The organism is Chitinophaga sp., from assembly GCF_039596455.1.
Classification (GTDB): Bacteria; Bacteroidota; Bacteroidia; order Chitinophagales; family Chitinophagaceae; genus Chitinophaga.
Genome location: NZ_JBCNJR010000001.1, coordinates 134806 through 156112 on the forward strand (window position 1 = coordinate 134806; position 21307 = coordinate 156112).

The following is a 21307-nucleotide window of genomic DNA, read 5'->3' on the forward strand; positions in this document are numbered from 1 at the left end:
TTCGCCTGTACAGTTCTTTTGCAAACCGGCAGAACCTTTGCCCCTGAAAGGATTGCGTTATATTTAGTGTAGCAAATACACCAGGCAGCACAGTGCAGGATGGAGCAGGACAGTGCAGGATGGCCATGCAACTTTTAAGGCCGCCGCGTGTTAACATATGTACAATATATACATCAACGCAAGTGAACGCTAAAGATATTATCACCCAGCTATTTGCCTCCGCAGGCATTACGGTAAACGGCCACAACTCCTGGGACATACAGGTGCACAATGAACATTTTTACCCCCAGGTGCTGGCCGCAGGCTCCCTGGGCCTGGGAGAATCTTATATGAGCAACTGGTGGGACAGCCCGCGGCTGGACGAGTTTTTTCACCGCCTGCTGCGCGGCGAGCTGGACAAAAAAGCCCGCAAAAGCCTTGCCATTAAAGGAGAAATATTGATTTCCAGGCTCTTTAACCGCCAGAACCCCGCCAAGGCATACAGCAACGCGGTACGGCATTATGACCTGGGCAATGATCTTTTTTCACAGATGCTTGACCAGCGCATGGTGTATACCTGCGGTTTCTGGAGAAATGCTCAAACCCTCAACGAAGCGCAGGAATACAAGCTTGACCTGACCTGCAGGAAACTGCAGTTAAAACCCGGCATGCATGTGCTGGACATTGGCTGCGGCTGGGGCAGCTTTGCCAAATATGCCGCGGAAAAATACCAGGTAAAGGTTACCGGCATCACCCTCTCCAAAGAGCAGGCGGAGCTGGGCAGGCAGCTTTGCAAGGGCCTGCCGGTAGATATACAGCTGATGGATTACCGGCAGCTCAGACAGCAGTATGATGCCATTGCTTCCCTGGGCATGTTTGAGCATGTAGGCTTGAAGAACTACCGTGTGTACATGCAAACAGTATTCAACTGCCTCAAGGAAGAAGGGCTTTTCCTGCTGCATACCATCGGCTCCAACAATTCCACCGCTTACATAGACCCCTGGATCAACAAATACATCTTCCCTCATTCCCTGCTGCCTTCTATCAGGCAGATAGGCAAAGCCATTGAAGGACTGTTTGTGATGGAGCACTGGGAAAACTTCAGCGTAGATTATGACAAAACGCTGAGCGCCTGGTTTGAGAACTTCTCTTCAAACTGGAATAAACTGAAAGCCAGGTATGACGATACTTTTTACCGCATGTGGAAGTACTACCTGCTTTCCTGCGCGGGCTCTTTCCGGGCCAGGAAAAACCAGCTATGGCAGCTGGTATTGTCAAAGAAGGGCGTGGAAGGAGGTTACCGGTTTGGCTGAAAACCATGAAGGCTGACAGTTGCATGCATTTGCCGGCTTCAACAGGCAAATGCGAAAAAGGAAGAGGCCGTGCTCAATGCTGAACACGGCCTCTTTTTATGTGCGATAAAATACCTGTTTAGTCTTTCAGGCCGAGGTATTGCTGAACGGCCTTGTAATTCCGCCAGTCTATGCCGCTATCTGCCTTTCTGGCGGCTGTGCCGCCGGGGATGAGGATGTAGCGGTACTGGATACGCTTAACTCCGTTATTGTCTGTGAAGGAGCTTGCATTAAAATTCGCATACAGGAATATTCCACCTTCTTCGAATGTGGCGGTAATATTGAGCCCGCTATAAATATCGAGGTACGGCAAATGTTCAATTACCGGGTCAGTGGGAGTATTCAGATTGATATACATCCTGACATCACCGGTATTCAAAATCTCTTTGGTGAGCTTGGTAGCGGCAACTTGGCCGTAGAAGCCCAGTGTGTCTCCGGCTTGAGTGGTATCTACCTTAAAACCAACATCCAGCCAGTTGGAGTAAATCACATTGGCAGTGCCAGGGGCGCCATTGGGGCCGGGAGGGCCAGCAGGGCCGCCGGGGCCGGGAGCGCCTTGTGCACCGGGCTCGCCTGCGGGGCCGGCGGGGCCTTCCTTGGAGCATGAGGAAATAAACACGGCCGCGGCCATCAGGGAAACGTATACAATCCGGGTTGCAATCCTTTTCATAGAGTAAAAATTTTGTAGTTATTAAATAGTTCAGGGTTTGACAGATTTATCGGAGCCAGGTAATCCATGCCTTGGCATCCGTAGCGCTCACCATATCGTAACTGGTTTCACTGGTTTGCACCAGGTAGAAACCGCTTGTGCTGTTGAGCAGTGAAGCTGTATTGATGTATTTTTCTTCATGCTCAGGAGGCACATCCCCCAGCGTACCAAAATACCGGAAAATAACACGGCCATCCGTGGTAAATACAGGTGGCCGGAAAGCCGCGCCAAACAAGAGGTTGAGGTTGCTGCCCGAAACGCTGGTAAAAGCTGCCAGATCATAAATAACGCCTTGCTCGCTGCCAAACCTGGGTACAAACACAAGGGCGTAGAGGCCGGGGATGCTTCTTATTTTGAAAGCATCATCCACCCCGTTTACATGGAAGCCGAAAAACGAAGTCCAGAAATATTCCCTGTCTGCCATGTACTGCCACCAGCGGGTGGGGGCGTTCAGGTCCGGGATCATGGGCGCTATGGCGCCGGCTATACTGGCCGCCTGCGTTCCGTTTACGTTCACCTGGAAGCTGGAAGTGCCTGCATTCCAGCTCAGGTTGCTGAGCGTGCTGATGGTAGTGCCCCCGTCTGTTAAAGGTGTATCAAGCTGTACGTTGTTACCGGAAAAGCTGTAGGTGGTTGTATGCTGCCGTGGTATACCGCCACCGTCTCTCCAGGTAAAGGTGATTTCCCTCCGTGCTGCATTCAGGGATATTTCGTAGGCTTTGCCGCCTACATTGAGGCGTTTAAAATAATTGAGGATGAGTGCAGAAATGCTTTCGAACAACAACGCATTTTTCCACTGCCCGTTCTGCCAGGCCTGCAGGTCTTGCGCGGAAGCCTTCCGCAATATCATTTTGCTGCCGTTAAAGCGCCCGGTAAGTTTGATGCTGTCTGCCGCCAGCGTATCCAGTGAAAATTCAAAATCCGAAGAAAGCCCCAGCCCGAACTCGCCGCCGTTTACCGTTGCATCCGGGTCTGCCAGTATATGAACATAGGAATAGGTGTCAAACAGGAGGGCCGGCTGCTGCAGGGCTTTGAGCCTGAAGCTGCTCTCCTTGCGCACAGAGGCGGTAAGGGTGTCAAAATCTGCATACATCTGCACCCGGTTGGCATCGTTAAACCCGAAGTGAAAATGGTACAGGCTGCCGTTGGCCGTTCTCAGTTCGGCATTCCAGCCGTTGGGCGCCCCGGCCAGCGCGGCCTGGTATTCCGCCAGCACCTTGTTCAGGCGTACGTCCGGCGACTCATCAAATACGGGATCGTCTTTTTTGCTGCAGGAGGCCAGCACCAAAAACGCCGCCATGGTATATAATAAAACTCTTTTCATGCTACTCGGTGTTTTATGTTACCTGATCAGCGCTTCTACTGAAGCCCTGGTGCGGGTTTGCAGGTTGTAAAAATCTATTTTCCAGGTATCGGCAAAGTACTTCACCACCATGGCCTCTTTCTGGCGCAGAATGGCGCGCGCCTGCTCCGGCGTGGTGCCGTTGGGGCCATTGCCGGTAATGTTGTCAAGAATGTGGTTGATGCCCTGTTTGCCTTCTACCAGCATGGTAGCTATCATTTCCACAAAATCCTCATCCGGTGCGGACATGGCATAGGCGGTAATAAACCCGTCACGCCGCGCGTCTTCATCAGACACGTTGTTCCAGTTGGAGGTATAGCGGCCTACTGAAATGCGTTTGTACTCCAGCGGGTACATCACGTTCTGGTGCAGGATGTGGCCAAACTCGTGCTCTATGGTATGGAACATCTCTTTTACCGTGGCGGAATCTTCCGGTACATAACCGGGCATGTTTTTGGTGCGGAAACCATTCAGATCGTACAGTACAATGCGGCGGCCACCTTCCGCGGTGCCTAAAATAACGGTACCGTCCGGGTTCCAGCTGGCGCTGCCTACCAGCACAAAAAACTTGGGGCAATACTTTCTCATAAAATATTCGCCGGCTACCAGATCATAGTTTTTGATCCACACCTGTTTGATGGTGCTCAATACGGGAATCACCTTTTCCTCCCGCGGCGGTACCAGCGTTTTGTTGAGCTCCAGCTCGCCCTGGTCCCATTTATATTTTACGGCAACATTCAGTGGCGTGGTGAGGCTGTCATTGATCCATACGTCTATAGGGCCCGGCGGCCAGGTATCTCCGCCCAGGCCGGGAATATTATCAGGGTTCTCCAGCGCGTCCTCACTTTTGCAGGCAGCCAGGGTAAGCAGCAGCAGGGAAAAAATTATATGGTATGCTTTCATATGCATGTGTCTTCTTTTGTTATTACCGGGGATTAGGTTCTACGCCTGACTGGGAGGCAGCTTGCGGTATCTGGAACAACCTGCGGGGATCGTCTCCGGCAAGCACCTGCGGCGCTTCGTCCGTAAACGTATGGGTAACCGGTATCCGGTACCGCAGAATGTCAAACCAGCGCATGCCCTCCTGTACATACTCTGCGCGTTTAAAATCCAGTATGGTGCGCAGGATGGCCGTTTGCGGATCGTTAATGCCGTAAAACAGCCTTGCCCTGTTAGCTGTAATGGTATGGGCGGCAGCATCGTAATCATCTATGCGCGTGGAGGCATAGGCGTTCAGGTCAGCCAGCGCGGCAGCGGTGTTGTTGAGGTATACGTAGGCTTCCGCGCGGTTAAACAATACTTCTTCCGCAGTGAACAGCGGCACCACCACATAACCGGTACCAATGTTGGCATTCACGGAGCTCCGCACAAAATGTTCATTCACTTTGGGCAGCATGTAGTTCAATACGCCTTGTGTGTACACATGGTTGCGGAACGCCCAGGGGCCGCCTGTTACGTTGTTCCCCAGTATCTGGTCCCGCTTGGCGGATGTAAGGCCATAACGGTTCGGCACGTAGTTACGCCCCCACCAGGAAACGGTTTCCACCAGCAGCAGGTTAGCCGGTTCTGTGGCTTTGGCATAAAGCGCCCACATCTCCTGGTAGGTTTTGGTTTTGTATACGGTATTCCAGGGGCGCAGCAGGTTCACTACATTACCGGCGGCAAACACCTGGTTAGCATATTCAACGGTTTTGGTGTAATCTCTCTTGAACAGGTAAAAACGGGCCGCAAAGGCATGGGTGGCTACCCGGGTGAAATGATAGGAAGGTATCTTGTACTTCGTGTCATCTATCAACGGGAGCCCCGCCAGCAGGTCTTTTTCAATCATTTCATATACATAGGCTACCGTTTTGCGCTCATACTGCCGGATCACTACTTTTTCAGGCGTGGTAACGTATGGTATACCGGGTTCAGACGCGGCCGTAGCGGGATCATATGTTTCCGCAAAAAAATTGACAAGCATAAAATGCGCATAAGCCCGTGCTACCAGCGCTTCTCCTTTCTGTGCAGCATAGGCTTGCTGGTTGGCGGCCTTGTCTATGGTTTCCAGCGCCAGGTTGGCCACAGCAATGGCGGCATAACAGGCGTACCAGTAATTTTCCGGGCTGTCCTGCTCGTCTTCCCGCACATCCCTGAAATGGTAAGGGTCTGACACGGTGAGGTCCATGTCACCGGTTCCCTTGTCTGCCACGTTATCTGAAGCGGATTCGGCAAAGGCCATGTAATTCCCCTGCGGGTAAGCGGTACCCAGCAGCTGGGATACCTGCTCCGGCGTGTTCAGCTCCGCCCTGTTATCTGGCGGCTGCTCCAGGAATTTTTTACAGCTCCCGGCCGTGAGCGTTAAACCTGCTATGATGTATATAAACAGTTTCTTCATGGTATAAATCATTAAATGCCCACTTTCAGGGAAAGCGTGAATTGTTTTTGGATGGGCAGGGCTACCCCGCCGGAGTTAAAAAATTCCGGGTCCTGGCCCTTCAGCTTCGGGTCTGCGTAAATGAGCCAGGGGTTAGTGGCGGCAGCCGTGATGCTGACGCTGTTCATCCTGATCCGGTTCAGCAGCGAAGGGGAAAGCTGGTAGCTGAGAGATACGGTCTTCAGCCTGATAAAGTCTCCTTTTGCCACCCGCTCTGTAGAATAATTGTAATTGTTGTAGGGATAGGCCCCGTCCAGCCGGCTTTGCTCAAAAGCGCCCAGGATGGAGGGCACGTTGGTGTACTTTTCGTCTCCCGGCATTACCCAGCGGTCAAAAAATTCTTTGGGCATGGCGTCAAGGTCTGTGTAAGAAGTGCGGAAGGCGGGGTACAGGCGGATCTTGTTGCCGGCCTGGTAGGTAATGAAAATATTCAGTGAAAAGGCTTTGTAGTTGAAGGTATTGGAGAAACCACCGGTAATGGTGGGGTCTACGGGGCCTTCATATACCAGGTGATCTATATTAAAATCCTGCAGGAACACGGCGCTGGATTGTTTGCCTGTTTCGTCCACGAACAGGGGTACGCCCGTGTTGTGGTCCAGCCCCTTGAAATCCAGCGAGAACAGGCTGCGTACGGGGTAGCCCTGCCGGTTGCCGCCTTCGGCCACCACCAGGTCAAAAATACGGGGGCGGTTGCGGGCGTTGGTGATCTGGTTCTCGTTATACCCGAAGGTAAGATTGGTCCTCCAGCCCCAGTCCCGGCGCTTGATCACCTGCCCGCCAATCAGCACTTCCGCACCATAAGATTCCATGTCTGCATAGTTGGCGGCCTTTTCCGGCTCGCCGCCAATGCCGGACGTGCGGATGAGGCTGATGAGATCAAAGCCCTTGCGCTGGTAAAGATCCAGGCTCAGGTTCACTTTTGATTTGAACAGGCCCGCATCCAGGCCAACGTTGGCGGTATAGGATTTTTCCCAGGTCAGCTCGGAGTTTTCCAGGTTGGCCAGCTGTATCACTGACTCCACTTCTGTCAGGAAAGGCCTGTTGGTGTTGATGTTGCGCAACACAATGCTGGAGTTGGTAGCCGGCCCCATACTGGCGGTAAGCCCGTAAGAAGCCCGCAGCGTCAGGTAATCCATCCAGGTAAGGTTTTGCATGAACGGTTCGGCGTCTACGTTCCAGGAACCGGCCAGGCTCCAGGTAGGCAGCCAGCGGGCATTGCGGGATTTGCCCAGGCGGTTGGAGCCATCGTACCGCACCGTACCTGTGAAGTTGTATTTGCTGTTGTAAGTATAACCGGCGGAGCCATAGAACGCCACAAATCTGTCGTAATCCTTGCTCATACCATAATACGGGAAATTGCGCTCAATGGTTTGCTTCAGTATGCGGTAGTCTACGAAGGGGACGCCGCCATTATTATACTGATAGCCATACCCTGTGCTGGAAAAATTCTGCCGGTCTGCGGACTTTACCTGCATGCCGCCCAGCAGGTTGAGGGCGTGCACGCTGTTGAAGGTTTTTACAAAGCTGAGGCTGTTGCGGAAATCATAGTTCACCAGCTGGTCTTCCGTTCTGTTATAAAAACCGCCCTGCGGCAGCACTACCTCCGGTTCTGCTTCGGGGTTCTCCGGGTCGCGGTAAAGGAACTTGTTATTGTTCCTGATAGTGGAGTTGCCGGCGGCGCGGTAGGCATTGGCCATATTGGCGTTTTCAGTGATCTGGTGCTCGCGGGAAGATTTTACGTAACGCAGCGCACCGGTAAACTCGTACTTCAGCGAATTGGTGATCTTGTAAGCCAGCTCACCCTGCAGGCGCAGGTCAGCCACGTTGATGTCCAGGTAATTATTTTCCAGCTCCGTCAAAATATTGAAAGGGGCGAAGTTGCGGCGGAAAAACTCCCGCCGGCCGCGCTCGTCGTAAGCAGTAAGCGTGCGACTGGTGTTCAGGGCATAACTGAAGGGGTTGATGTCAAAATCCCTGTCATACCGGCCTTCTACCGGGTTGGTTTGCCTGCCCAGGGAGCCGGGCGCCCTTTGCTGGCGCACGGAGGCCAGGGTAGAGAACCCTACGGTGAGGCGGTCCGAGAACTTGTAGGTATTGCGGAAGTTGAGGGTATAGCGGTTTACCCGGTCTGCCACCGTCCACCCGTTATCACCGAAGTAGCTGGTGGAGAAGTAGGACTGTGACTTGTCTGTACCGAAAGAAACGGCCAGGGAATGCTCCTGCATGAAATTGTTGCGGAACAGCAGGTCAAACCAGTCTGTATTGGCCAGTGCGTAGCGTTTCAGGAAGGCCGCGCGGCCCTCCGGCGTGTTGGGAACGGGGTAATTGCCGGTAGCGTCCGGCAGGGTGCTTTCATACATCTTGCCGAACACCCCGTTGTCTGCGCGGTCCAGTATACTGGGGTTCAGCTCCCCCTTGCGGTACAGTTCCGCCAGCACGGACATTTGCTGGGAGGAGTTCATGATATTGTACTCCCTGTAGTTAGGTTTGAGCTGGGTACTGAAATTGCCGGTATAGGTTACCAGCGGTTTGCCCACCCGTCCTTTCTTGGTGGTGATCACCACTACCCCGTTCATGGCGCGGGCGCCGTAGAGGGCGGTGGCGGCAGCGTCTTTCAATATGGCGAAGCTTTCAATGTCGTTGGCGTTGAGGCCGGCTACGGCGGAGCCCAGCAGCGTGGTGGGGTCTCCGCTGGAAAGCTGGTCGTTAGAGATGTTGATGATATCTTCCAGCACTACGTTATCTACCACCCACAAAGGTTTATTGTCCCCGTTAATGGAGGTGGCTCCCCTTACGCGCAGTTTGGGCGCGGCCCCGAAGGAGCCTGACACGTTCTGTACAGACACACCGGCGGCGCGCCCTTCCAGCATGCGGCTCAGGTCTACCACGCCGTCCATTTTCACGTCATCCGCCTTGAGGGTAACGGCGGCGCCGGCAAACTTTCGTTTATCAACGTCCTGGAAGCCGGTAACCACTACTTCAGACAGCTGCCCTTCCTGGCGGGCCAGGCGGATGTTCATTTCCTGGCCCCTGAAAACGGCTACCAGCGGCTTTTTGCCGATGTACGAAAAACGGATACTGTCGCCGGAGCTGGCGTCCAGCGTAAAATTGCCCGATGCATCGGTCAATATCCCTTTCCGGTTTACAAGATTTTCAACCGTTACCCCTGGCAGCGGGGTACCATCATCCGCATCAATTACCCGGCCGCGGGCCTGTGATTGCCGCTGGCTTTCCTGGAAGGTGACGGTTTCCGTTGCAGCATGGGTGTCAGAAGATGTCAGGGTAAGTGCAGGCAACAGGATAAACATCACCGGGAACCTGGAAAGCCACCCCCGGACGGAATAGGTGTGTAGCATTAAATGCATGGGCATACATGTGTTATATGTGTTACGATCTGGTTGACAGGTCAGCAGCTCAAACAATCATCGACGAAGCTGATTCTACACATTGAGTTTAACAGACAATTTGAGCTGATGCGTGAGGCACCTTAAACGGTAATTAAGTTACACAATTAAAATCATTGTTTTTTCTTTTGGGGCCTGTTTTTTATGAGCGGGCAGCCGCAAGGGGGCTAACTTTCCGTCCGGGAGCATGCATGGTTATAATTGTTAATAGGAGCGGAATCAAAAGGGGCCATCCCTTTTTTGAGACGGCCCCAGGCGGAAGAAAAGTTTCCGTTTATTATTTCGTTTCTGTATGCTTTTTGAAGTTGTTGAGGATGGTCTGCCATCCTTCACGCTGCATTTCAACGGGGTTCTGATCTTCCGCATCGAAAGTCTGCACCACTTTTACACCGTTGCCTTCCGGGGCAAAGGTCACTTTCACCTTGCGGCCGTCTCCCATTTCGTAAGCAATGAGCTTGTGCTGCTCCACTTCGGAGTAAATGCCCCCAAAATCAAAGCTGAAGCTGCCGTCTTTAGCGGCCATGGTGGTACTGAACTTGCCGCCGGGGCGCAGGTCGTTGCTGGAAGCGGGTGCATGCCAGTCGTCAGACGCAAAGGCCCACTGCTTGATATGTTCAGGTTCATTATAATATTCCCATACTTTTTCTACAGGCGCCTGTACCAGCGCTTCAATGGTGATTGCTGTTCTTTTTTTAGTTTCCATTGTTGACGTTATTAGTGTGTGAATGAGTGTTTGTTACTGACCATACAAATGTAGACGCTTTGTTCCGGAAGGGTAATGTGTGAATACGACAAAATAGAGGGCATTTTCCGCCAGCTGCTTGCGCCGGGCACTACTACTGCTGATTTTCACCCTGAAAATGTATTTTGCGAACAATGGAGCAGCAACGGACTTTTTCAAAAACGAGAATAGCCCCCACGCCCAGCGGCTTCCTGCACCTGGGCAATGTATTCTCTTTTGCCGTCACCGCGGCGCTGGCACAGCAAACAAATGCCGCCACCCTGTTGAGGATAGACGATCTTGACCAGGAGCGGGCGGAGAAAGACTATGTGGAAGATATTTTTGATACCCTCCGTTTTCTTGACATTCCGTGGACGGAAGGCCCTGCCGGTCCTGACGAGTTCCGCTCCCGCTACTCGCAGCTTCACCGCCTGCCCTTGTACAACGCCGCGCTGGAGCATCTGGCAGCACACGTGTTTGCCTGCAACTGCTCCAGAACGCAAATTGCGCGCGCCAGTACGGATGGCGGTTACCCCGGCACCTGCCGCCACAAGAACATTCCGCTCAATACGCCCGGTGCGGCCTGGCGGCTGCGCACGGAGCATGAAGTACCGCTGCAGGTGCGCACCATTTCCGGCGCCCTTGTACAAGCAACCCTGCCGCCCGACATGAGAGATTTTGTAGTAAGGAAGAAAGATGGTTTCCCCGCGTACCAGCTGGCTTCTGTGGTAGATGACCAGCATTTTGGTGTAGACCTGGTGATACGTGGCCAGGACCTCTGGCCGTCTACGCTGGCGCAATTATACCTCTCTGCCCTCCTGCCCGGCAACCGTTTCGCAGATACCGTGTTTTACCATCACCCCCTGCTGCTGGATGCGGCGGAACAGAAAATGTCCAAATCCGCGGGCGCCACCTCTGTACAATATTGGAGGAAACAGGGGAAAACGCCGCGGGACATTTATACCATGATTGCGGGGCGGCTGCGGCCGGGGGCGGTAGCGAGCAGTTTCAGTGACCTGGCGCCACTGCTGCCGGGAGGGATCGGCCCATAATTGCCGGCATTCAGTTACCCGCCATCGTTTCTTCGGGGAATACCAGCGTAAACTCCGTGCCCACCCCTTCTTCAGACACCACCTCCACACCAATGCCATGGTACTGGGCAATGGTATTTACAATAGAGAGGCCCAGGCCGTAACCTTCGTTCTCGTTCTTTACCACTTTTTTAAAGCGGTTAAAAATAGCGTCTTGCTCTGCTGCGGGAATGCCAATGCCCGTATCTGCAATAGTAAGCCGGTAGGGGCTTCCCGGCGTATACCGGTCATACACGGTAATGCTGCCGCCGGGCTTGTTGTACCGGATGGCATTGTTGATGAGGTTGTATACCAGTTGAAAAATAAGATCGCGGTTAAGCTGCTGCAGGGTAATGCCTGCCGTTATGCGTATGCTGGATTGCAGGGCTTTCTCTTCCTGCCGGTGGCCCAGCTCGTCCATCACTTCCTGCACCAGCTCTTTCATCAGGAAGCGGTCAGATTTGGAGAACTGGTCGTTTTCAATACGGGAGATCAGCAGCAGCGAGTGCACTATTTTTTTCAGGCGGCCAAGGGTTTTCATCATTCCCATGATCTTTTGCTGCAGCTCCTCCCCCAGTTCCCCGTCTACCATCAGGTTTTCCATTTTGTTCTGCAGGATGCCGATGGGCGTCATCAGCTCGTGGGAGGCATTGGAGGTGAACTCCCGCTCCTTTTCAAACGCTTCGCGTACTTTGCCCATCAGCTCTACGAGCGATTCGTCAAGGTACCGGAAGTCTGCCGTAGTGGTGCGGATGGGCGGGCTGTTATCTCTGAAAGGGAAACGCCGGTGCAGCAAGCGGTTCCTGATAATGGTGCCCAGGGGGCGCAGCAGGAGCCTGGTATACACCAGGTCTATGAGTATAGTGCTGACTATCAGCCCGATCAGCACGTACAGCGCCATTTTCTGCAGGGGCTTGTTGTACTGCCCGATGGTAGCTGTAGTTTTGCCCACCTCCAGCATGTAGCGGCGGCCTCCGTAGTCAAACACATGGCTCAGCACGCGGTAGGTAAGCGTATCTTCTTCCACCACCCGCCGCAGGGTGGCAATGGTATCAGGCAACATAACCTTCCCGGCCGGCTCCAGGGAAATATATTCTTCTTTCAGCATCGTATACCCGCCGTAGTTGTCCTCCCCTTGCAGGTAAGTCTCAATGCCGTTTCTGGCAATTACGTGCAGCACCTTTTTTTTCTGTTCCCGGAGATAAAAATCGTTATACTGGTAGGCAATGGTATTTACCAGGAAAGGCAGCAGCAGTACGAACAGCACCACTATTGCCAGTTTGGACAGCGTGATGAAAAGAGTGAGTTTGGTAAACAGTTTCACGCTCAGAGCTTTATTTTATAACCGATGCTGCGGAGGGTTTGCAACCATTCCACAGAAGAGAAGGCAGACAGCTTCTTGCGGATGTTCTTGATGTGCACATCTATATAATTGGAATCATAATCGTCATCCGCAAAGCTGCCCCAGATGTGCTCGCTCAACTGCATGCGGGTAAGCGGCCTGTTCTTGTGCAACAGCATGTAACTGAGCAGGTCAAACTCCTTCTTTGACAGTTCTATTTCCGTTCCTTCGAACAACACCAGCCGTTTGTTCAGGTCTACCCTGAAGTCTCCCAGGGGAACAGTATCTTCCCGCAAGCCGAACTTTCTGCGGGAAACGGCCTGCATGCGGGATTGCAGCTCCAGCAGGGAAAAGGGTTTGGGCAGGTAATCATCCGCGCCGAGGTCCAGCCCCCTGATGCGGTCTTCCAGCTGGCCGCGGGCGGAAAGAATAATGCAGGAAGCATCAGGACAGTTTTTGCGGGCGCTTTGCAGCAACTGCAAACCGTCCAGGTCCGGCAGGCCCAGGTCCAGCAAAATAAAGTCATACGCACTGTCTTCCATTTTTTCCAGGCCCTGCCGGGCTGTGAACGCAAGGTCACATATATAAAAAGACCGCTTCAGAAATGCTTCCATTTCCAAAGCCATAGACCTTTCATCTTCTATTATCAGCACTTTCATACTATCAGAACTGGTAATAAACACTAAGATTAAAAAAAGAATTGGCAGTACCGCCGCCTGTTTCCGCATTTTTATCCAGTACGGAAAGCTGGTAAGCGGCCTCTATCATATAATGAGCGCGATTGTAGGCCAGTGGTACCCGCAGGTTGTAGGAAAGCATATTGAAGCGGGACGCCTCCCTGGTGGTGGTTTCCGTACCACCCGGCAGGTTCAGCACCGGTGGCAGTGGCACGCCCAGCAAGCTGTCTCTCCACCTTTTCTCTGTTATGTACGTTTCATAAAAGTGCTGGGTACCGGCCGTTACGTCAATAGAAGGTGTCAACGTTACCAGGTCTTTCCCTTTGGCCAGGCTGAACAGGCTGATCATCTTTTCGGTGCTGAGCGTAACAAAGGCATCCTGTTGCTTGCCGAAATTATAGTCCAGGTTCAGCCCGGTGGTCATCCAGTATTCGTACTGCAGGGAGGCGCCGGCGCTGTGCGGGCTGGCTGCCTGCAGGAAAGGCGAATTGGAAGGGTAAAAGGTGTAGCTGTAACTCAGGTCTGCCACCAGCTTTTTAGACAGGTTAAAGGCAATGCCCGCCCCTGCGCTGCCGGCGGATGCTACTGCTCCTGAATCTTTCAGGAGGCGGTATGCCACCCCTGTGAAATATATACCGGAGCGGAACCGGAGCGCCGCACTGGCCGCCACGTAAGGCATTTTTTCCTCCGCCTTCTGCCCGTAATAATTGGCATTATTGGCATATACGGCGCCAAGGGTGAAAGTGGTTTTGTTTTCGGAGGCCTGCGCACTGTCTGTCTGTGCATAGGCCGAAATAGTGCATGCCCATAGCATGGACAATGTCAGGACATATCTCATGTCAGTAATTCATTAATATGGTTTAACCGATCAAACCAACGGTGCGTTTGATAATTTTCGGTTTGATGATCTTGATCGGCTTCACCGGCAAAGGCGCCGGTACGGCAATAGGTTTTATTTTGCGTCTCGATTTCGGTACTTCCTTGATGATATCAGGCGGTTTAACGTCTTGCCGCTTTTCAACAGGTTTAGCCGGAGGCGGCGGTATGGAATCCATTACCGGCGCCGGCACATGAATACGCTCACCCGCAAGGGCGGGCCTGGCCGCTGCAATGGCCAGCAATACAACCAACTGATATAATACACTTTTCCCCATCCGGTATAAAAATAGCAGATTTTTGCCGGTGTTTACCGGCAAAAATCCGTCCAGGTTTTAATGTCAGAATAAACTGAGGCCTGCGGCGCTGATCACGCGGGTGTTGATCTTCACCGGCATGGCCTTGATCTTTAACGTATTATTGACCGTGGCATTCAGGCTGGCGGCGGCACTTTTGCCCGCTGCGCCGGTTTTTATTAACCCGTCGTTAACAGTTTGCAGTTGCTGCGTTGCATTAGCCGTGGCTTCAGCGCCTGCGGCGGTGCCGGTCTGGAGCTGCTGGGTGAGGGTGGCTTCTGTGTTGGATTGCAAATGCTGGGCTGCATTAGCCGTGGCTTCAGCGCCTGCGGCGGTGCCGGTCTGGAGCTGCTGGGTGAGGGCGGCTTCTGTGTTGGATTGCAAGTGCTGGGCTGCATTGGCCGTGGCTTCAGCGCCTGCGGCGGTGCCGGTCTGGACCTGCTGGGTGAGGGCGGCTTCTGTGTTGGATTGCAAGTGCTGCATGAGAGCAGCCTCACCATTGGTCGCGGCTTCTGAAGATACTACAGGCACAACAAGTGTTTGCATAGCGGCATTTGAGCCTTGCTGCGAGGCCCCGTTGCCCGCTGCCCCGGTGTTCACGGCCACCGTTCCCTGCCCGGAAGCGGAAGCGCTGCCCGTATGCTGGCCGCCTTGGGCAGTATTCGTGTTGCCTTCCACTTTACTGTCTGACTGAGCCTCGGCCTGCGCTGACGCAGATCTTACCTGCACTTTGCTTTCTGCTTTCACAGATTGCTCCTGCTTTACGGTTACCTGCTGCCCGAAGGCGGCGCCTGAAATGATCAGGGCAATGAACATGCATCCTTTCGTTTTCATAATTCTCGATTGATGGTTAATAATTTTTTATTGACGAAACAAAACTATTACCCGAAGATGAAGCGAACATGAAAACGAAAAAAAACACCCGGTTTTATGGAACCCGGCCACTTTTTGCATCCTGAGGGAAAATAGTCTTATGATCAGCGCTCTCCGACTGGCCGCACTGATGCTGCTGGCAACCCTGCCGGCCATGGCGCAGATGCCGGTATTAAAAGTAAAGGAACCCGCTTCCGCCAATGCGGTTACCCTGCAATCCCTGAAAGTAGACGTGCAGGTAACAGGCAATATAGCTACTACGGTGATGACCATGCAGTTCCGCAACAATGGCAGCAAAGTGCTGGAAGGCGAACTGTCTTTCCCCCTGCCGGAAGGCGTTACCGTTAGCCGTTACGCACTGGACATTAACGGTCACATGAGGGAAGCCGTGCCGGTAGAAAAGCGGAAAGCCACCGAAACCTTCGAGAGCATTGAGCAGCGGCGGGTAGACCCCGGCCTGCTGGAAAAAACGGAGGGCAATAATTTTCGCACCCGCATTTATCCCTTTCTCCCCAACGGCACACGCACCATATTGATAGGGTATGAGGAAGAGCTGAAGGGCCAGCGCTACCACCTGCCGCTGGATTACCGGCAGGCCATTCCCTCCTTCAGCCTGAAAGCCACGGTGTGGGAAACCCTCACCAAACCGGAGCTGGAGGAACAACCCGACGGCAGCTTTTCCTTCCGCGGCAACGGTAATACCTATATTGCGGAAATCAATAAAAGCAACTACCAACCCAATAAGCCGCTCACCATTCATTTGCCTAAGAAGACAACCATGCCGGAAGCTTTATTGCAAAAGGCCGGCAACAGCCACTACTTCCTGGTGAACGCCTACCCCAAGGCGCAGAGCCGGCCGCGCCAGCTGGGTAACCGCATCGGGCTGATATGGGACGTGTCTCTCAGCGGGCTTAAAAGGGACATCAAGAAAGAAATGGAATTGCTGGGCAAACTCATCCAGGGAAAACAACAACTCACCATAGAACTGTTTTTGCTGAACAACCGCCTCACCAAAGCCGGCAGCTTCACCATCACCAACGGTAACTGGACGGCCCTGCAAAAAGTACTGCAGAACGTTGTGTATGACGGCGGCACCAGCTTTGCCGCCCTGCGGCCCGCCGCGGTAGACGAATATCTTTTCTTTACGGACGGCCTCTCCACCTTCAGCGCGCCAGACGTAAAGCTGCACAAACCCGTTCATTGCATTACCACCGCTCCGCGGGCAGATTACAGCCAGCTCAGGTGGGTGGCCGCGCAAACGGGCGGGCAGTTCATCAACCTGCAAACACTTTCCGTTAAAGATGCGGCGCGGCAGCTGGAGCAGGAGGTGCTGCACTTCATTGGCATTAAAAAGAACGATGCGGTGCGCGAAGTATATCCTTCCCTGCCCACGCCGGTAAACGGCGCTGTTTCCGTGGCCGGTATTACAGATGATGCCGCCGCTTCTATCACCCTCCAGTATGGCTACCGGCCGGGCGCGGTGGTCATGGAGCAAAGCGTGCAACTGAAGCCGGGAGCGGCCACCATGGTCAATGTACACCGCATCTGGGCGCAGAAGAAAATTGCGGAAATGGACATCCGGTATGAAGAGCATAAAGAAGAGATCGGCCTTTTATCCCGCCAGTTTGGCATTGTAACCCGCAACACCAGCCTGCTGGTGCTGGAAACCGCCTGGGATTATGTGCGGTACGGCATTCCCCCGCCGCCCGACCTGCAGCAGGAATATGACCGCATTGCCAAGCAGCAGTGGGCGCAGCAGGAAACGCATGTGAACGGCTTCCTGGAGAAAGCGGTGGCCAAAACGGCGGAACTGAAGAAGTGGTGGAACGAAGTGTTCAAACCGAAGAAACACTTTCCCCGGCCAGATTCTGCAGTGATAGCCGGTAACGCCCCACGGCCGGCCACGCGCATGCCTGCAGACGCATCTGCCAATACCATGCGCCGTACCGCGCCTATGCGGGAGTCTGTTGAAATAAAAGACAGGGCAGTGGCAAGGATGGTATTGGCTGATGCTCCAAAAGCCGAAGAAGAAATAATGATACGCGGCGTAGCTTCTATTGCTGCACCCGCCGCCAAATCCCGGCCGGTGCAGCAAGTAACCATCGAAACCGCCCAATTCAAAAGCGACCAGGCGTACATGAAAGGTCTCGAAGGCGCCACCCCGGCAGCAGCGTACCAGCATTACCTGGCGCAGAGAAAAGAATACGCCGCCACCCCGCTGTTCTATTTCGACATCGCATCCTGGTTTTACCACGCGCAACAGAAAGACACCGCGCTCACCATTCTCAGCAGCATTGCGGAGCTTGACCAGGAAAACGCCGAGCTGTACAAACTGATGGCCTACAAGCTGAAAGAGAACAAACAGTATGAGCAGGAGATATTTGTGACGAAGAAAATACTGGAATGGCGCCCCATGGACCCGCAAAGCTACCGAGACTATGCGCTGGCGCTGGAAGACGGCTGCTTTTACCAGCAGGCATTGGACACGCTGTACAGCGCCCTGCTGCAATCCTACACCCGCGAAGCGGCCTTCAGGGATGATGGTATTGAAGAGATCATCATCACGGAGATCAATCACCTCATCAGCCTGTACAAACACCGCCTCAACACCTCCAAAATAGACAAACGGTTGATAGCGGCCATGCCCGTAGAGGTACGCGTGGTGATCAACTGGAACAAAAAGAACACGGACATAGACCTGTGGGTAACAGACCCGAACGGTGAAAAATGTTTTTACAGCCACCCCAGAACATCCGCGGGCGGGCGTATCAGCAACGACTTTACAGATGGCTACGGGCCAGAGCAGTTCCTGCTCAAAAAGGCCGTAAAAGGCAAATACAAAATAGAAGTGAACTTTTTTGGTGAGAGCCAGGTAACCATTACCGGCCCTACCACCGTGATGGCGGAAATATACACCCGCTACGCCACCGGGCAGGAAAACAGGGAGGTGATCTGCATGCAGATGCCCAAAGCGGGTAAGGAAGGCGTATTCATTGGGGCTTTCAGTTTCTGATGTAGTGCAGGTGGATAAGAAAAGGGCCCCGGTACCACCGGAGCCCTTTCTACATTTATTGATAACACCTAGTTTTTCAGAAGCGTTTCAATCTGCAGCCTCAGCTTCGTTTCCACTTCAGGCCCTTCATAGCCGATGTTACTGAACTGGATGTTCCCGTCTTTCCCGATCACGTAGGTAGCGGGAATGATGTTGAACTTGAACTTCTCGCCCACATTGGGGTCTGTATTGTAGTATACCGGGAAAGTATATTTTTTGTTGCCGCTCCAGCCCTGCGCGTCTGCCAGGGTATTGCGGGCGCCGCTGTTCACTACCATGAACACTACATCATCGTTGTTACGGTACTGGTCATACAGCTTTTGCAGGTAAGGCATTTCTTCCATGCAGGGAATACACCAGGTGGCCCAGAAGTCTATTACCACCACCTTGTTTTTCAGTGTGGCCGGGTTTACCGGCTTCCCCTTCAGGTCTGTGAACTGCATTACCGGCGCCGGACGGGAGCTGCGCATGGCGGCTACCCTGGCCTGCATGGCCTTTTCACGCAGCGCCTGCAGCTCCTTCAGGCGGGCGGCGTTGCCGCTTTTGTTGAAAAAGAGCGCCACATTGTCAAGCGTTTCCTTGTCAGAAGACGTTTGCATAGCCTCCGTCATACGGGCATCTGCTGCCTGCAGGCGGCCCTGCTGCATATCTATCAGGCCAAGAATAGCGAGCATATTGCCTTTTGCTTTGGCAGTAACCGCTTTGCGGGTACTGTCATCTACATGCGGGAAAATATAACCCGTTTCCGGGAAGAAGCGGATCACGCCTGCGGGAAACTTGTCTGCCATGGCCAATGCTTCGGTAGCGTAAGCCCGGGCCGTATCCAGCATAATGCCGTTGTTGAGCAGGGTTTCGGCAATGCCTTTCAGCGCAGTGGGTTTGTAAGGGCTTTCATCCTGCTCAATTACCCGGCGGGCATGGTATACGGCTTTGGGGCCGTTCTTTTGCGCGGCGTAGTATTCAAACAGTTTGTCGTGAATGGCGGTGAAACCACCGGCAGTTTGCGGCGTTTCTTTTTTCAGCGCTTTTTCAAACAGCGCAATTTGCCGGGCGGTATCTTTCCCTTTTGCCACAAAACCGGCCCAGAGATCGCGGCCCAGTTCAGACTCAGGGTAGCGCTCTGCCACCACTTTACGGATGGAATCCAGGCGGCTGTTTTCACCAATGATCAAATAGCCCATAGTCACCTTGTTCATATTGCCGGCTACGGTAGGCGCTGAATTGAACCTGTCTGCAATAACCTTGTGAGCCTCCGCACGGAGCCGTTCTTTTTCACTGCCAGACGCCTTGCTCATTTTGTATTGCAGCAGGCGCAGTTTGGCTTCGTAATTGTCCGGGAAGCGGCGCAGCTCCTCTTCATACTGCGCTGCCTGCCTGGCGCCCAGCTGCGGGGATTTCCCCATTTGCGCGCCCAGGCTGTAGCCTTTGTAAAGGCTGCCGTTTTCAACAGGTACCTTGTTATTGTACACCGCCACTTCGTAGTGTTTATCTGCTGCCGGTTTTACGATAGAATCTCCCATTTGCAGGTAGAAGGTGGCAAAGGTGGCAAAATTGGCGAGCTTGAAAGACGTAACCCACTGGTTGCCCTGCTGCTCCATGTTCATTTTCCACGGGAGGTCGTAAAAATTGGAATAGGTGAACACCAGCGTAACGGGGCCGGGTTGCGGCTTTGAAGGGCTGTAAGTAACCGTTACGGTCTGCCCCCTTTCCGGGTATTGCGGAGAAATGTTCACCTGCGCCTGTGCGGCGGTGCAGGTGAACAAAATGATCAAAACAGCGGATATTCTCTTCATCAGTTATAACCCAGGTTTTGTGTCAGGTGAATATTGGTAGAGCGTGCTGCCGCAGGAATAGGATACAGTACGTCCGTATCCTGCCATTTGTCTCCCTTGATGGGCTTCAGCACCACGGGTGCACGGCCCGTACGTTTCAGGTCAAACCAGCGGTGGCCCCATTCTGCAAACAGTTCCAGCTGCCTTTCTTTTTCGGTGGCCAGCAGCAACGCCGGCTTGTCAAGCGACGTGGGCAGGGCGGTGAGGCCGGCACGGAGGCGGATAGAATCCAGGTCTGAACGGCCTTCGGTCAGTTTGTTCTGCTGGATACGGGCTTCCGCGCGGATGAGGAATTGCTCGGCAAGGCGCAGTACCATGGAGTTTTCCGTAACGGTGGAAGACGTGCTGGTGCGAACTTTGTACTTGTAAGGAAAATAGTAGGCAATGTTACCGGTAGCTGCGGCTTTACGGTTATCTACCCATCTTTTGAAACGGAGGTCTTTGGTGGTGTCGAACTTGTGGATCAGGTTTACGGAATCCAGGCGGAAAATAGCGGTACCGGTAGCGGTGGCCGGCACCGTGGCAAAACCTTCCCAGGTGTTGCGGCCGCCGGAAACGTTGACAGATTGCAACTGCCAGAGCGCTTCCCGGCTTTCTGCCAGAAACACGCTGTTCAGGTCTTTCAGCAGGGAATAGCGGCCATTGGTCAATACAGCATTGGCGGCGGCTTCTGCTTCAGCCCATTTGCCGGTGTACAGGTAAGCACGGGCCAGCAATGCGGTAGCAGTGGCCTTGTTGGGGCGTATACGTTTACCGGTTGGATAATTTTCTCCCATCAGGCTTTCTGCTTTTTTCAGATCACTGATAATGGTGTCGTACACCACTTCTGTCCTCTCCCTGGGTTTCACGTTATTAACCTTGTAGTCTGTTGAAACAATCAGGGGTACATCTCCATACATGTTCACCAGGTAAAAGTGCATGAATGCCCGTACAAAATAGGCTTCGCCCAATAATTGAGAGCGAACGGAAGGGGTCAGGCTCTGCGCCCCGGTAATCCCCTCTATGCAGGAATTAGCCTGGTAAATATAACGGTACTGATCGCCCCACATGCTTTCAACGTACTGGCTGCTGGGCAGCAGCTCATTCAGTTTGAATACATCATAGCTGGCAAAATTGGCAAAGTAATATACCTCGCCTGCCATCATGCCATTCAGGTAGCTCATCAGCACATTAGCGTACTGGTAGTTCAAGGCATTCATGTTGGAATAAATGCCGGTCACCGCGGCAGTAGCAGATTTATCATCAGTGAATACAAGGCTGCTCACCAGTTCATTCTTGGGTACAGGGGTGTCTACGAACTTTTTGCAAGCAGCGGCTGATACAAGCAATGCCCCTACTAATAATATATGAATGTTCTTCATGTCAA

Annotated in this window: 16 protein-coding genes; 3 read left to right on the forward strand and 13 right to left on the reverse strand. The window is 53.3% G+C overall.

Going from position 1 to position 21307, the window contains the following annotated elements; all coding sequences use genetic code 11:
- Nucleotides 1–182 precede the first annotated feature (182 nt).
- Nucleotides 183–1292 (forward strand): cyclopropane fatty acyl phospholipid synthase, encoded by a 1110-nt coding sequence (cfa, locus tag ABDW36_RS00500; RefSeq protein ID WP_343699922.1) that lies wholly within the window; start codon nucleotides 183–185, stop codon nucleotides 1290–1292.
- A 118-nt stretch (nucleotides 1293–1410) separates the two neighbouring features.
- Here cfa and ABDW36_RS00505 read toward each other — a convergent pair whose 3' ends face one another.
- From ABDW36_RS00505 to ABDW36_RS00530, 6 genes are all read right to left on the reverse strand, one after another.
- Nucleotides 1411–2001, reverse strand: a complete 591-nt coding sequence (locus tag ABDW36_RS00505) for a hypothetical protein (protein ID WP_343699923.1) — start codon at nucleotides 1999–2001, stop codon at nucleotides 1411–1413.
- Between the two features lie 46 nt (nucleotides 2002–2047).
- Nucleotides 2048–3364 (reverse strand): DUF4302 domain-containing protein, encoded by a 1317-nt coding sequence (locus ABDW36_RS00510; protein ID WP_343699924.1) that lies wholly within the window; start codon nucleotides 3362–3364, stop codon nucleotides 2048–2050.
- Nucleotides 3365–3382: 18 nt separating this feature from the next.
- Complete coding sequence (locus tag ABDW36_RS00515; RefSeq protein WP_343699925.1) at nucleotides 3383–4291, reverse strand: putative zinc-binding metallopeptidase; 909 nt, start codon at nucleotides 4289–4291, stop codon at nucleotides 3383–3385.
- Between the two features lie 16 nt (nucleotides 4292–4307).
- Nucleotides 4308–5759, reverse strand: a complete 1452-nt coding sequence (locus ABDW36_RS00520) for a RagB/SusD family nutrient uptake outer membrane protein (RefSeq protein ID WP_343699926.1) — start codon at nucleotides 5757–5759, stop codon at nucleotides 4308–4310.
- A gap of 11 nt (nucleotides 5760–5770) precedes the next feature.
- The gene (locus ABDW36_RS00525; protein ID WP_343699927.1) at nucleotides 5771–9163 is read right to left on the reverse strand and encodes a SusC/RagA family TonB-linked outer membrane protein; all 3393 of its coding nucleotides are present in this window, start codon (nucleotides 9161–9163) and stop codon (nucleotides 5771–5773) included.
- 316 nt (nucleotides 9164–9479) lie between these two features.
- Nucleotides 9480–9905: an SRPBCC family protein gene (locus tag ABDW36_RS00530; RefSeq protein WP_343699928.1), complete on the reverse strand. Its 426-nt coding sequence runs from the start codon at nucleotides 9903–9905 to the stop codon at nucleotides 9480–9482.
- Nucleotides 9906–10078: 173 nt separating this feature from the next.
- Between ABDW36_RS00530 and ABDW36_RS00535 the strand changes: the two genes are divergently transcribed.
- Nucleotides 10079–10975, forward strand: a complete 897-nt coding sequence (locus tag ABDW36_RS00535) for a glutamate--tRNA ligase family protein (RefSeq protein ID WP_343699929.1) — start codon at nucleotides 10079–10081, stop codon at nucleotides 10973–10975.
- A 10-nt stretch (nucleotides 10976–10985) separates the two neighbouring features.
- Here ABDW36_RS00535 and ABDW36_RS00540 read toward each other — a convergent pair whose 3' ends face one another.
- The 5 genes from ABDW36_RS00540 to ABDW36_RS00560 all read right to left on the reverse strand — a co-directional run bounded on the left by ABDW36_RS00540 (nucleotide 10986) and on the right by ABDW36_RS00560 (nucleotide 15018).
- Nucleotides 10986–12317 carry a HAMP domain-containing sensor histidine kinase gene (locus ABDW36_RS00540; RefSeq protein WP_343699930.1) on the reverse strand — a complete coding sequence of 444 codons (1332 nt, stop codon included), beginning with the start codon at nucleotides 12315–12317 and terminating at the stop codon, nucleotides 10986–10988.
- A gap of 2 nt (nucleotides 12318–12319) precedes the next feature.
- Nucleotides 12320–12994: a response regulator transcription factor gene (locus ABDW36_RS00545; protein ID WP_343699931.1), complete on the reverse strand. Its 675-nt coding sequence runs from the start codon at nucleotides 12992–12994 to the stop codon at nucleotides 12320–12322.
- A 4-nt stretch (nucleotides 12995–12998) separates the two neighbouring features.
- Nucleotides 12999–13850 carry a hypothetical protein gene (locus ABDW36_RS00550; protein ID WP_343699932.1) on the reverse strand — a complete coding sequence of 284 codons (852 nt, stop codon included), beginning with the start codon at nucleotides 13848–13850 and terminating at the stop codon, nucleotides 12999–13001.
- A 22-nt stretch (nucleotides 13851–13872) separates the two neighbouring features.
- Nucleotides 13873–14166 (reverse strand): hypothetical protein, encoded by a 294-nt coding sequence (locus tag ABDW36_RS00555; RefSeq protein ID WP_343699933.1) that lies wholly within the window; start codon nucleotides 14164–14166, stop codon nucleotides 13873–13875.
- A 63-nt stretch (nucleotides 14167–14229) separates the two neighbouring features.
- The gene (locus tag ABDW36_RS00560; RefSeq protein ID WP_343699934.1) at nucleotides 14230–15018 is read right to left on the reverse strand and encodes a hypothetical protein; all 789 of its coding nucleotides are present in this window, start codon (nucleotides 15016–15018) and stop codon (nucleotides 14230–14232) included.
- A 139-nt stretch (nucleotides 15019–15157) separates the two neighbouring features.
- Here ABDW36_RS00560 and ABDW36_RS00565 point away from each other — a divergent pair, with 139 nt between their 5' ends.
- On the forward strand, nucleotides 15158–18070 hold the full coding sequence (locus tag ABDW36_RS00565; protein ID WP_343699935.1) for a VIT domain-containing protein: 2913 nt from the start codon (nucleotides 15158–15160) through the stop codon (nucleotides 18068–18070).
- Nucleotides 18071–18138: 68 nt separating this feature from the next.
- On the opposite strand, the gene ABDW36_RS00570 is transcribed toward ABDW36_RS00565, so the two are convergent.
- Nucleotides 18139–19902, reverse strand: a complete 1764-nt coding sequence (locus ABDW36_RS00570; protein ID WP_343699936.1) for a redoxin family protein — start codon at nucleotides 19900–19902, stop codon at nucleotides 18139–18141.
- Nucleotides 19902–21302 carry a RagB/SusD family nutrient uptake outer membrane protein gene (locus ABDW36_RS00575; protein ID WP_343699937.1) on the reverse strand — a complete coding sequence of 467 codons (1401 nt, stop codon included), beginning with the start codon at nucleotides 21300–21302 and terminating at the stop codon, nucleotides 19902–19904. Before ABDW36_RS00575 ends, ABDW36_RS00570 begins: the two co-directional genes overlap by 1 nt.
- Between the last annotated feature and the right edge of the window lie 5 nt (nucleotides 21303–21307).